The sequence below is a fragment of the Ureibacillus manganicus DSM 26584 genome, assembly GCF_000772945.1.
GTDB classification, from domain to species: domain Bacteria; phylum Bacillota; class Bacilli; order Bacillales_A; family Planococcaceae; genus Ureibacillus; species Ureibacillus manganicus.
The window spans coordinates 1-12,696 of the sequence record NZ_JPVN01000015.1 but is presented as its reverse complement, the minus strand read 5'-3'; the positions used below and the strand labels follow the sequence as shown (position 1 = coordinate 12,696).

The window sequence follows — 12,696 nt, the reverse complement described above, 5'->3', positions numbered from 1 at the left end:
AAATGACCTATATAAAGAATTGTATACTAATGGCCTATGTAAATTACCTCATCTTTTCCAATATAATGACTATATAGGAAGTCATCTTCCTAAATATGTTAAAAGATTACCAGACTAGTCTGAAGGGATTTGAAAAGATGAAAAAATGGTCATCGTTATTCGTTGCCTGCTTTTTTGCATTGATTTTAACTGCATGTAACAGCACAGCAACTCCAATTAAAAAAGAAGAAGACACATCTAAAGATACTACTGAAAATACATCAACTGAAGTAAAAGAAGATCAATCGAAAGTTTCGGAATTAACATTAGAAGAAGTATATCAAAAAGCAATGGATAGACAGAATGAGATAGAGAGTCTTACATCAGAAGTTACTATGCACCAAGTTATGACTAGTGGTGGAGAAGAAATCACTATAAAAAGTGACATGACAATGGATATGACAATGGATCCTATGGCGATGTATGCAAAAGGTACTTCAACAATGACTGACCCAACTACGGGTGAAGAAATGCCATTGAGTTATGAAATGTATATGGTTAAAGATGGTTTCTTTATGTATGATGAAATGACTGCGGCATGGTCGAAGTTACCTGCTGATAATTATGAGCAAATGATGGAACAAAGCGCAAATCAAGCAGATGCTTCACAGCAATTAGAAATGCTAAAAACTTTCATAAAAGACTTTACCTTTGAACAAAATGATAATCAGTACATTTTAACGTTAGATGCATCTGGTGATAAATTTAACGACTTCGTTTTAGAACAAGCATTAGGTACTGGTGCTATCTCAGCTGAAGACCAAGCTGTACTTGAGAGTATTAAATTCAATGATATGAGTTATGTTATCGTAGTTAACAAAGAAACGTTTGATACTGAAGAAATAACGATGGTCATGGAAATGGTTGAAGCAAATTCTGGTGAAACAGTGCAAATGAATACAACTATGGCCTTTATGAATATAAATAAGATAGAAGCAATAGAGGTACCACAAGAAGTTATCGATACTGCTACCGAAGTTACTTTCTAATATAAACGAAAGCTCCCTAAATTTTTAGGGGGTTTTTTATTTGTAAACAACTAATGGTTACCCCAAGGGAATAAAGAGAATAGTTAATTTAAGGTTATATAATACTAAATGAAAGGTGAACAGTATACTCAGTAAATAATATAAAATTTTTACTATATAATAAATTTTGTAATTTTTATATATGATTATCATTCTCAAGTACATATTGATTTTTCAAAATATAGTGCTTATAATTAGTTATATACTCGAGTTGAGAATGATTTTCAATGAACTCTTGGAGAATAAATGGATTATGGGGATAAAAATGAGACTGTGGATGTTAATAATAGCAGCAATCATCCTTTCAATTGTTTCATTATTTATTGGAGCGATTGATATTAAACCAAGCGACTTGCTTGATTGGGAATCTCAAGAAATGCAAATTTTCTTAATCAGCCGTTTGCCGCGTTTATTGGCTATTATCTTAGCTGGAGCAGGGATGAGTATTGCGGGTTTGATAATGCAATCTTTAAGTAGAAATAAATTTGTATCCCCAACAACAGCAGGAACTTTAGATGCTGCAAAGTTAGGGATTCTCATTTCGATGTTATTCTTTACAAATGTAAGTTATACACAACAAGTTATTTTCAGCTTTGCTTTTGCATTAGTTGGAACTTTACTATTTATGCAGATTTTAGATCGAATCAAATTTAAAGATGTTATTTTTGTTCCGTTAATCGGTATTATGTATGGAAATATATTATCTTCAATTACGACGTTTTTTGCTTACGAAGGTGATTTAATCCAAAATATTAATTCTTGGTTGATGGGAAGTTTCACTTTAATAATCGCAGGACGTTATGAATTGTTATATTTAAGTATTCCGGCAATTATTTTAGCCTATATATATGCAAATAAGTTTACAGTCGCGGGTATGGGTGAAGACTTTGCTAAAAATTTAGGCTTAAGTTATAAGTGGGTATTAAATATCGGACTTATATTAGTAGCCATCATAGCTACCACTGTTGTGTTAACAGTTGGAGTTATACCGTTTTTAGGACTTATCGTACCGAATATTGTTTCTATATATTTAGGAGATAATTTACGTAAAACAATCCCACACACTGCAGTAATGGGAATCGTTTTCTTATTAATTTGTGATATTCTAGGACGTGTAGTCGTGTACCCTTATGAAATTCCTGTGAACGTAACAGTAGCTGTGATTGGCAGTGCGATCTTCTTAATCATGTTGTTTAGGGGGAGAGCATATGCGAAGTAATACAAAGAAGTTAATAATTTTAGCAGTTATAGCTATTATCAGTATTCTTTTATATGCATTTTATGATATTAAAGGTGGCTTTGATTATGCGTTTCCAAGACGTATGATGAGAGTAGGAGCTATGGTCGTAACAGGCTTTGCTATTGCTTATTCAACTGTAGTGTTCCAAACAATTACACGAAATCGAATTTTAACTCCTTCGATCATGGGAATTGATTCCATGTATGAAGTAGTGCAAACTTTAATATTCTTCTTTGCGGGTTCACTTTCTGTCTGGGTAGTAAACCAGTATCTGAACTTCGCTACCTCAATTGTTGTAATGGTGTTATTTGCTCTTTTATTGTATCGATTTCTATTTAGAGCTGATAAGTATCCCATCTATTTAATGTTACTAATAGGGATGATTATAGGTACTTTACTTGGAAGTTTAGTTACTTTCCTACAAGTATTAATAGATCCTATTGAATTTTTAAGCTTACAGAACAGGTTATTTGCAAGTTTTACCAACATTAAAGTAGAGCTATTATATATATCTATGGGGATTATAATAATTGCATTCATATATGGTTACCGTATTATGAGCCAGTTAGATGTAATGTCACTAGGTCGTGAAAACGCTATTAACTTAGGTATTAATTACGACCGACTAGTGATGAATATATTAGTCTTGTCGTCAGTGCTCATTGCAACATCGACTGCGTTAGTTGGACCGATTACATTCTTTGGATTAATCGTTGCAAATCTTTCTTATCAGTTTTTAGTTACGTATAAACACTCCATTCACATTTTAGGAGCAGGATTAATTAGTGTTATTGCTTTAGTTGGTGGACAATTTGTCGTTGAACATATATTTGAAATGAAAACAACTTTAAGTGTTATTATTAACTTTATCGGTGGTATTTATTTTATTTACTTATTACTAAAAGAAAGTAGGGCAGCAGGATGATTGAAATCAAAGAATTAACAAAACGTTTTGGTAGCAAGCCTGTTGTAAATAATGTCTCTGTAAAAATTCAACCAAGAGCCATTACATCTTTTATAGGTCCAAATGGTGCAGGTAAATCAACACTCTTATCAATGGTGAGTCGTTTATTAGACGCAGACACTGGTGAAGTATTACTTGATGAAAGTAACGTTAAAAAGTGGAAATCAGACCAGTTTGCTAAAAGGGTCTCCATTTTAAAACAGTCAAACTATTTAAATGTTCGTTTAACGGTTCGTGAGCTAATTTCTTTTGGACGTTACCCTTATTCTAAAGGTCGGTTAACAGATGAAGATGAACAGTTTATCGATCAAGCAATTGATTATATGAATTTAGGGGATATGCAAGATAAGTTCCTAGATGAATTATCTGGGGGGCAAAAACAACGTGCATTTATCGCAATGGTTATTGCTCAAGATACAGATTACATACTTCTTGATGAACCGTTAAATAACTTAGATATGAAACACTCTGTTCAGATTATGAAAATTCTTCGTAAGCTTGTAGATGAGCTTGGGAAAACAGTTGTCATCGTACTACATGATATTAACTTTGCATCAGTGTATTCAGATTACATTGTTGCACTTAAGAACGGTAGTGTCGTAAAAAGTGGACCAACTGTAGAAATAATTAATCGCGACGCATTACGAGAAATTTATGATATGGATATACCTGTGCAGGAACAAAACGGTTGCAGGATTTGTGTTTATTTTAATTCTTATTAATTAAATGGTTTAGAAAAGTTTTACGCTTTTCTAAACCATTTCTTAATGTGGAAAAGGTAAATTTCCTGTTGGAAATTAACGAATTTCAATCAAACAATTTGGCTAAAATAAAATTATAAAAAGTATTGACGTTTCTTTTGGAACTGATATAATTTCAATTAGTTGATAATGATTCTCATTATCATGGAGGAGATTAAACTTCATTGAGAAGAATAGGAGAGGTTACAATGAAAAATTTGAAATTACTTACGCTAGTTTTAGCTATGATGGTATTTGTACTAGCTGCATGTAATTCTGGAAATGAATCAACAAATGATTCAAATACAAGTTCAGAGCAAAGTAAAGGGGCTTCGGTAGATGGCTATCCGATGACAATATCACCAACAATTGCTACAACTGAAAGTGAAGAAGCAGGTACTGTAGCTTTTAAAGATGTAACACTTGAGAAAGTGCCAGAAAGAATTGTTGTATTTGACTATGGATTTTTAGACACACTTGATGCAATAGGCGTTGAAGGGATTGTTGGTATTCCAAAAGATACTACATTACCAGCATATTTATCAAAATACGCATCAGATGATTATGCAAACATTGGAACTTTAAAAGCTCCATTATTAGAGGATATTGCTGCTCTTGAACCAGATGTAATTTTCATCTCAAGTCGTCAAGCAACATTCTATGAACAGTTAAAAGAAATTACACCAAACGTAATCTTTGTAGGTACAAACCAAAATGACTACTGGGGTACGTTCTTAAAATCAACAGAAATTGCTGGTAAAATCTTTGGAAAAGAAGATGAAGTAAAAGAACATGTCGCTAAAATTGACACAGCTCTTGAAGAAGTAAAAGGTTTAGCTAGTGAGTTTGATACAACATTAGTAACAATGTACAACGAAGGTAAATTATCTGGTTTTGCTACAAACTCACGCTTTGGCTATATCTATGATATCTATGGATTCGTACCAGTTACAGAGGATATTGAGGCTTCTTCCCATGGCTCAAACTTCGGATTTGAAGCAATCTTAGATTTTGATCCACAAGTTTTGTTTGTCATTGATCGTACAGCTGCAACAGGCGCAACATCTAATATCGCATCTGATATGGAAAACGATATTATTAAACAAACAACTGCTTATAAAAATAATCGAATCGTATACTTAGATGGGCCACTTTGGTATTTAAGTGGCGGTGGAGTACAATCTGAATTAGCCAAAATTCAAGAAATTCTTAATGAATTAAAATAGAGATTTCAAACAAGCTGTCCTAAATATATAGGGCAGCTTTTTTTTTCATATTATCTCCATATGAGAATATGATAATATGAAAAAAAGATGTAGTATGGGCGGTGTTTTTATTGAAAAAGAGGACTTATATTATGACATTAATAGCGTTAATCTGTTTTATTGTACTCGCTTTTTCGTATGAGCAACCTTTAGCGGTACAATTTGACGATGCAATGCACCAAATATTCTTTGGTAATTCCTTCATATCCTTCTTTCACTTATTTGGAGAAACAAATTTTATTATTATAATTTCGATTGTTTTAATATTGTCTTTATGGTTTAGACAGCAAAACTATCGGGGAATGCTTTTTGTTGTTTTAACGGTAGGTGCAGGTAATGGGATTAATCAACTTGCTAAGACATTAATTGAAAGACCACGTCCAGATGTAGTAGAGCAACTAACCTCGTTTAGTATGCCTTCGGGTCATGCCATGGTAGGATTCTTATATGTATTTACAATCGCATACATAGTTACAGAGCTTCTAATGAATAGAAAATCAATTATGGTAACTTGGATAGTTGCCATCTTAATTGTAGTATTAATGGGCTTATCTAGAATTTCTAGTAGTCACCACTATGCTACCGACGTTATTGCGGGTTGGAGTTTAGGTTTTACATGGTTCATCATTTGCGTTTATTGGTATGAAGGTAGAAATAGAAAAATAAAAAAGCTAATGACTAAAGAAAGCGCCTAATCCAATAGGCGCTTTTTTAATTTATTAATGAAAGGTACAAATATACACTAAAATTTCACTGGAGGAATAAGTGATAACTTAGGTGAAAAAAGTTGCATAAAGGAAACTTTGTGTATATAATACAATTACGATAATGTAATGAGGAGAATGAGAATGGACGGTAATGTAATCTTAGCTTTAGGTTTGACGTTATTTGCTGGGTTAGCTACTGGATTAGGGGCTTTAATTGCATTTTTTACATCGAGGACAAATAAAAAGTTCCTTTCAGTTGCATTAGGTTTTTCAGCAGGGGTTATGATTTATGTATCATTAGTCGAAATATTTGTAAAAGCAAAAGATTCATTAACATATGCTCTTGGCAATTCGATGGGGTATTGGATGACAATCCTCGGTTTTTTTGGAGGGATGTTATTTATTGCAGTGATTGATCGATTTATTCCTAAAAGCAAAAATCCTCATGAAGTCAAAACTGTTGAGGATCTTCACGCAGCTGAGAAAAGTGCAACAAACATAGATCACGATAAGCTAATGAAAATGGGTATTTTTACTGCATTAGCAATAGGAATACACAACTTTCCTGAAGGTATTGCAACGTTTATGGCCACTATACAAGACCCAAATGTTGGTATTGCGATTGCCATAGCTGTTGCAATTCATAATATTCCAGAAGGGATTGCAGTAGCTATTCCAATCTACTTTGCAACAGGAATACGAAAAAAGGCATTCAAACTATCTTTCTTCTCTGGATTAGCAGAACCGGTGGGAGCAATAATTGCTTATTTAATATTAATGCCATTTTTAAATGATGTAATGTTTGGAGTTATTTTTGCTGGAGTGGCTGGTATTATGGTATTTATCTCATTAGATGAACTACTACCAGCAGCCAAAAAGTATGACGAGACACATTTATCAATTTACGGTGTAGTCGCAGGTATGGCTGTTATGGCTATTAGCCTTGTTTTGTTAACATAAAATAAGGGTAAATCACAAGGATATAAAATCCTTTTGATTTACCCTTTTGTCAATTATTTCGAAACAATAGGAATTTCAGTTACATTTACACCTGTAGGAGCTACTTTCGTCAAAATAATCTTGTGTAAAGGAAATAATTCATCCATAGTACGAACAAATTGACTTCCTATATTGCTCGGAATCATTGAGATCATTGTTGGACCAGCACCGCTCAGGGCAGTACCAAACGCACCATTCGCTTTAGCAGCGTTAACGATAGCATCATACTGCGGAATGAGTTGTGCTCGGAAAGGCTCATGGAATAAATCTGCTTCCATATATCGACCAATACGAGCATAATCCTTAGCTACAAGGGCTGCTGCAAGCATATTGGCATTTGCGCTACCTAAGACCGAATACTGGCGATCGAATGTTTCGGGCAAAACACCTCTTGCTTCTGATGTCTTTAATTCAACTTCTGGAATAAAAACTACAAAAGAGCTATCTAAATCTGTTATATGGATTGTGTCGACAACTCCATTTTCATCCATAGCTGAAATTGTTAATCCACCCAATACTGAAGCGGTCGCATTATCCGGATGACCTTCGATTTGAGAAGAAATATTACATTTATCTTGTACACTTAAATTTAAATTACATGCAAGATTCGCCACTTCAATCCCTGCAACAATGGCAGCTGCACTACTACCTAAGCCTCTTGCAAATGGCAGTTCACTTTCCATTTCGATCCGGCAAGGAGGCATCTGCATATTGAATCGTGCTGCGGTCGCAGTAGCAATTTTGTATATAAGATGATCTTCAAGATTAAATGTCTTCGGAAGGCCTGAAGAAAGGTGAATAATCTCCCACTTATCCTGTAATGACACTGTCAAACTTAAATATAACGATAAACCAAGTCCTATTGAATCAAATCCTGGTCCTAAGTTAGCAGTACTCCCAGGGACAGTGATTTGCCATTTTTTACTCATAGAACTCCCTCAATATATTTGCGAATTTCTTCTTTATCATTTTTAAGTGAAACTAGATCAACAGTTGATACTTTCATCGCTGTGTCTGGGTCCTTTAATCCATTACCAGTAAATATAGTAACGACACGGCTACCTTTTTCGATTTTCCCATTTTCTACTGATTTAATTACCCCAGCTAATGATGCAGCAGAACCTGGTTCTACAAATACACCTTCGGACTGAGCAATTAATTTATAAGCTGCTAGAATTTCTTCATCAGTAACTGAATCGATAATACCCCCTGATTCATCACGTGCTGCTTCAGCGAACTTCCAGCTTGCTGGGTTACCGATTCGAATTGCTGTCGCAACAGTTTCTGGCTCAGCGATTGGTTCACCCTTTACGATGGCTGCAGCACCCTCTGCTTCAAATCCATACATTTTTGGGAGTCCTGTATTTTTTGCCTCATTATATTCTTTGAAGCCTTTCCAGTAAGCAGTTATATTTCCCGCATTACCTACAGGGATACATAAGTAGTCTGGAGCAGATCCTAAACTATCAACAATCTCAAATGCTGCTGTTTTTTGTCCTTCAATCCGATATGGATTGACTGAGTTTACAAGTTTTACAGCAGTTGTTTCACTTACTTCTCGAACAATACTAAGTGCATCGTCAAAGTTCCCATCGATTTCGATTATTTTTGCACCATACATACAAGCTTGTGCTAATTTACCAAGTGCCACTTTCCCTTTTGGAATGACAACAATGGAACTAATTCCTGCACGTGCTGCATAAGCGCTCGCAGCAGCAGAAGTATTCCCTGTAGATGCACAAATGACACATTTAGCACCTTCTTCAATTGCTTTTGCAACAGCAAAAACCATACCACGGTCTTTAAATGACCCAGTCGGATTTAAACCTTCATATTTTCCATATAGTTCAATACCTAATTTTTTCGAAAGATTTACAAGATGAATTAATGGAGTATTACCTTCGTTTAGTGTTAATGCAGGTGTTTGATCAGTTACTGGTAAAAATTCTTTATATTCTTCAATAAGACCTTTCCACATATACAAGTATCTCCTTCTGTTCTCACAAGATGAACATTTGTTTCTATATAAAAGACATTTTAACGTAAATCTTACCTACTTTTCAATAGAATTTGATAATTTGCACAAACTATAACTATTAATTTTGAAATTTCCCCTTGATATAACATTCAAAAAGAGTTACTTTTATAAGTGTAAATACAAGTGTAAAGACAGGTGGATGTAATGAGTAAAACAATAACAAAATCTTCTTCAAATACGAAGCCCATATCACGTAACAAACTCCTAGGTGTTGCTGGGGTTGGGTGGATGTTTGACGCAATGGACGTTGCATTATTATCATTCGTCATTGCTGCATTAGCAGCCGATTGGGGGTTAAATTCTAGTCAAATGGGCTGGATTGGAAGTATCAACTCCATAGGTATGGCAGTAGGGGCGCTTATATTTGGTGTATTTGCTGATAAAGTAGGGCGTAAAACAATCTTTATCTGGACACTCGTTCTGTTTTCAGTAGCTAGTGGATTATCGGCTTTGACTACTACTTTTGCCGTATTTTTAATATTACGTTTCTTCGTTGGTATGGGATTAGGTGGGGAACTTCCTGTCGCATCTACTTTAGTTTCTGAAAGTGTACCAGCAAAAGAACGTGGTCGTGTAGTGGTATTATTAGAGAGCTTTTGGGCTGGTGGATGGTTATTAGGTGCAATTATCGCTTATTTTGTTATCCCAGCAGATTTTTGGCCAATTGAAGGTTGGCGTGTAGCGTTAATATTAACAGCGCTTCCAGCATTTTATGCAATTTTTATTCGTTTACATTTACCAGATTCTCCGCAATTTACTGCTAGACCAGAGGCGAAAAAGCGTAGTGTATGGAAAAACATTGCGGGAATATGGGAGAAAAAATATGCAAAGGCTACATTAACTCTATGGATTGTGTGGTTTGTAGTTGTCTTTTCCTACTATGGAATGTTCTTATGGTTACCAAGTGTAATGGTTGGAAAAGGGTTTAGTCTAATATCAAGTTTTGGGTATGTTGTGATCATGACGTTAGCACAGCTCCCAGGTTATTTTACTGCAGCATGGCTAATTGAGAAGGCAGGAAGAAAGTTTGTTCTTGTTACATATTTACTTGGAACTGCGGGAAGTGCGTTTGTATTCGGTAATGCAGATTCTATTGAAGTTTTATTAGCATCAGGAATATTATTATCATTCTTTAACTTAGGTGCATGGGGTGCTTTATATGCTTATACTCCAGAGCAATATCCACTAGTAATCCGTGGTACTGGAGCTGGTATGGCAGCTGCAGTTGGACGTGTAGGTGGAATATTCGGACCGTTATTAGTAGGAAACTTACTGGCAACAGGTTCGGATATAGGTTCAATATTTAGCATATTCTGTATTTCAATCGTCATTGGTGTGCTTGCAATCATCTTCTTAGGAAAAGAAACAAAACAGGTAGAATTAGATTAATAGATATTTTATTAAAGGGGTGTTATGGTTTAGTTTTAAAACTGTAATTCCCTTTTCTTATTGCTTTTCTATCCTCTTAATTCCAACTAATCTAAAAATTAGATGATATTAATCTAATTTTGACAAATATATGTCTTTTGGAAATTTTAAATATGAGATTTTTCAGAAAACTTATTGTCTTTCAAATTTATAAATGTTAACCTTTCAATTGTTATATTGTATACAATTGAGATCCTTTTAGGAGGTTAGGAAGCTAATATGAACATACTTGAGAATATAAAAAAACGCTTTATTCGATTATCGAGAGGACAGCGTAAGGTTGCCCAATTTGTTATTGATAACCCAACTTTAGTAGCTAATCATATTGCTTCTGAGGTAGGACAGCTTATAGGTGTTAGTGAATCTACTGTAATTCGCTTCTGCTATGCAATGGAGCTAAATGGCTATAACGAGTTACAGGAAGAAATAAAAAAGGAATTAGTGCAAGACGGAAATACTGAAAGTGGAAGCGAAGTAATACCAAAAAAAATAGACAATACGATAAATGAATTAATGAATCGCGATGTAACGAATATATTAAATACTTTGGAATTAATTGATCCACATTTATTTGCAAAAACAACAAAATGTCTTCACGAATCTGAATTCGTATATATATTAGGGTTTAGACAATCTGCACCATCTGCTACGTATATGACAAGTATTCTGAAAAATTATCGTAAACATGTTAAGCAGATACAACATGACATGGAAGATATCGTTCAACAATTAAGTAATATAGATAGTAAATCATTACTTATAATTATTGGTGTTGATCATCTTTTTGAAGATGTATTAACAGTTGCTAAATTAGCAAAAAATAAAAATGCAAAAGTGGTTTCAATAACAAATTCTACACTTTCTTCACTTCGTGATTATTCCAATGCACTCTTTGCAATTCATCAACATAAACAAAATTCTTTAGAAACGAATGTTTCACTTTTTTCACTAATTAATGCAATGATTGAAGGTATGATTGCACAAAACAGAAGACAATATAATGATTTTCAGAAGACAAACGAACAAATCGAAAGTAGTTTTACTTATTAGAGACAGTAAACAAAAGAATATAATTCAAAAGCGTATTCGTAACAAGTTTTACTGCGAATACGCTTTTTTGTGAACCTATTATAATTCGTAGGGGAAAAAGACAAAAATTTGGTTCAGTTTTTCAATTCCTTAGACAGTATGATAAAATAAATCCGAATAATGACATCTATTTAGGAGGTACTAAAATATAATGAGCAAAGTATTAGTTTTCGGACATAAAAACCCAGATACAGATACAATCACATCAGCAATTAGTTATGCTTTTTTAAAACAACAGCTAGGTGAAGATGCAGAAGCAGTTCGACTAGGTGAGGTTAATAATGAAACAAAATTTGCATTAGAAAAATTCGGATTTGAAGCACCGAGATTAATTGATAATGTTGCAACAGAAACAAACCAAGTTATCTTAGTTGACCACAATGAGCGTCAACAGTCTGCTAATGGTATTGAAGAAGTAAAAGTGATTGAAGTAATCGATCACCATCGTATTGCTAATTTCGAAACTTCAGATCCATTATATTTCCGTGCAGAACCTGTTGGATGTACGGCAACAATTTTAAACAAACTTTATAAAGAAAATAATGTAGCAATTCCTTCAAATATTGCAGGATTAATGTTATCTGCTATCGTATCGGATACATTATTATTTAAATCACCAACATGTACAGATCAAGACGTTAAAGCTGGTAAAGAATTAGCTGAAATTGCGGGTGTGAATGTAGAAGAGTATGGACTGGCTATGCTAAAAGCAGGTGCCGATTTATCTGACAAATCATTAGAAGAATTACTTTCTCTAGACGCAAAGGAATTTACGTTTGGAAATGTAAAATCAATTATTGCTCAAGTAAATGCTGTTGATGTAAATGACCTATTAGGCCGTAAAGATGAATTAGTTGGCCTATTAAATAAATATACTGAAGAAAATGGATTAGATTTATACTTCTTCATCATTACAGATATTTTAAATAATGACTCAGTTGCTGTAGTAGTTGGTAGTGCAAGCGAGGATGCTGCAAAAGCATTTGGCAAGACTTTAAAAGACAATGAGGTAGAACTTCCTGGTGTTGTATCTCGTAAAAAACAAGTGGTTCCAGTACTTACAGAAGCATTAAGTGAATAAATAAAAAGGCGACTCAAAATGAGTCGCTCCAGACTGTAGACAAACTCGAAAATTTCGAGTTTGCCTGCAGTCTTTTTT

12 protein-coding genes are annotated in these 12,696 nt (G+C 34.1%); 10 read left to right on the top strand and 2 right to left on the bottom strand.

What is annotated here, in order from left to right; genetic code table 11:
* The first annotated feature begins 137 nt into the window (after positions 1–137).
* From CD29_RS12670 to zupT, 7 genes are all read left to right on the top strand, one after another.
* On the top strand, positions 138–1,028 hold the full coding sequence (locus CD29_RS12670; protein WP_036187409.1) for a DUF6612 family protein: 891 nt from the start codon (positions 138–140) through the stop codon (positions 1,026–1,028).
* A 304-nt stretch (positions 1,029–1,332) separates the two neighbouring features.
* Positions 1,333–2,286 (top strand): ABC transporter permease, encoded by a 954-nt coding sequence (locus CD29_RS12665; protein ID WP_036187617.1) that lies wholly within the window; start codon positions 1,333–1,335, stop codon positions 2,284–2,286.
* Positions 2,276–3,232, top strand: a complete 957-nt coding sequence (locus tag CD29_RS12660; RefSeq protein ID WP_036187408.1) for an iron chelate uptake ABC transporter family permease subunit — start codon at positions 2,276–2,278, stop codon at positions 3,230–3,232. Before CD29_RS12665 ends, CD29_RS12660 begins: the two co-directional genes overlap by 11 nt.
* Positions 3,229–3,993, top strand: coding sequence for an iron ABC transporter ATP-binding protein (locus tag CD29_RS12655; RefSeq protein ID WP_036187406.1), 765 nt, complete (start codon positions 3,229–3,231; stop codon positions 3,991–3,993). The genes CD29_RS12660 and CD29_RS12655 overlap by 4 nt, the downstream gene beginning before the upstream one ends.
* Before the next feature lie 227 nt (positions 3,994–4,220).
* Positions 4,221–5,237 (top strand): siderophore ABC transporter substrate-binding protein, encoded by a 1,017-nt coding sequence (locus tag CD29_RS12650; RefSeq protein ID WP_036187404.1) that lies wholly within the window; start codon positions 4,221–4,223, stop codon positions 5,235–5,237.
* 131 nt (positions 5,238–5,368) lie between these two features.
* Complete coding sequence (locus CD29_RS12645; RefSeq protein ID WP_235801833.1) at positions 5,369–5,971, top strand: phosphatase PAP2 family protein; 603 nt, start codon at positions 5,369–5,371, stop codon at positions 5,969–5,971.
* A gap of 153 nt (positions 5,972–6,124) precedes the next feature.
* On the top strand, positions 6,125–6,943 hold the full coding sequence (gene zupT / locus CD29_RS12640) for a zinc transporter ZupT (RefSeq protein WP_036187402.1): 819 nt from the start codon (positions 6,125–6,127) through the stop codon (positions 6,941–6,943).
* Between the two features lie 53 nt (positions 6,944–6,996).
* Here the strand turns inward: zupT and thrB are convergent, their stop codons facing one another.
* Positions 6,997–7,911, bottom strand: coding sequence for a homoserine kinase (gene thrB, locus CD29_RS12635; RefSeq protein WP_036187399.1), 915 nt, complete (start codon positions 7,909–7,911; stop codon positions 6,997–6,999).
* Positions 7,908–8,960 carry a threonine synthase gene (thrC, locus tag CD29_RS12630; RefSeq protein ID WP_036187397.1) on the bottom strand — a complete coding sequence of 351 codons (1,053 nt, stop codon included), beginning with the start codon at positions 8,958–8,960 and terminating at the stop codon, positions 7,908–7,910. The genes thrB and thrC overlap by 4 nt, the downstream gene beginning before the upstream one ends.
* A 204-nt stretch (positions 8,961–9,164) precedes the next feature.
* On the opposite strand from thrC, the gene CD29_RS12625 reads away from it, so the two are divergent.
* The 3 genes from CD29_RS12625 (at position 9,165) to CD29_RS12615 (ending at position 12,618) form a co-directional block, all read left to right on the top strand.
* Positions 9,165–10,409 carry an MFS transporter gene (locus CD29_RS12625; protein ID WP_052124149.1) on the top strand — a complete coding sequence of 415 codons (1,245 nt, stop codon included), beginning with the start codon at positions 9,165–9,167 and terminating at the stop codon, positions 10,407–10,409.
* A gap of 258 nt (positions 10,410–10,667) precedes the next feature.
* A complete protein-coding gene (locus CD29_RS12620; protein ID WP_036187394.1) occupies positions 10,668–11,498 on the top strand; it encodes a MurR/RpiR family transcriptional regulator in 831 nt (276 codons plus the stop codon).
* 190 nt (positions 11,499–11,688) lie between these two features.
* On the top strand, positions 11,689–12,618 hold the full coding sequence (locus tag CD29_RS12615) for a manganese-dependent inorganic pyrophosphatase (RefSeq protein WP_036187392.1): 930 nt from the start codon (positions 11,689–11,691) through the stop codon (positions 12,616–12,618).
* Positions 12,619–12,696: the final 78 nt, after the last annotated feature.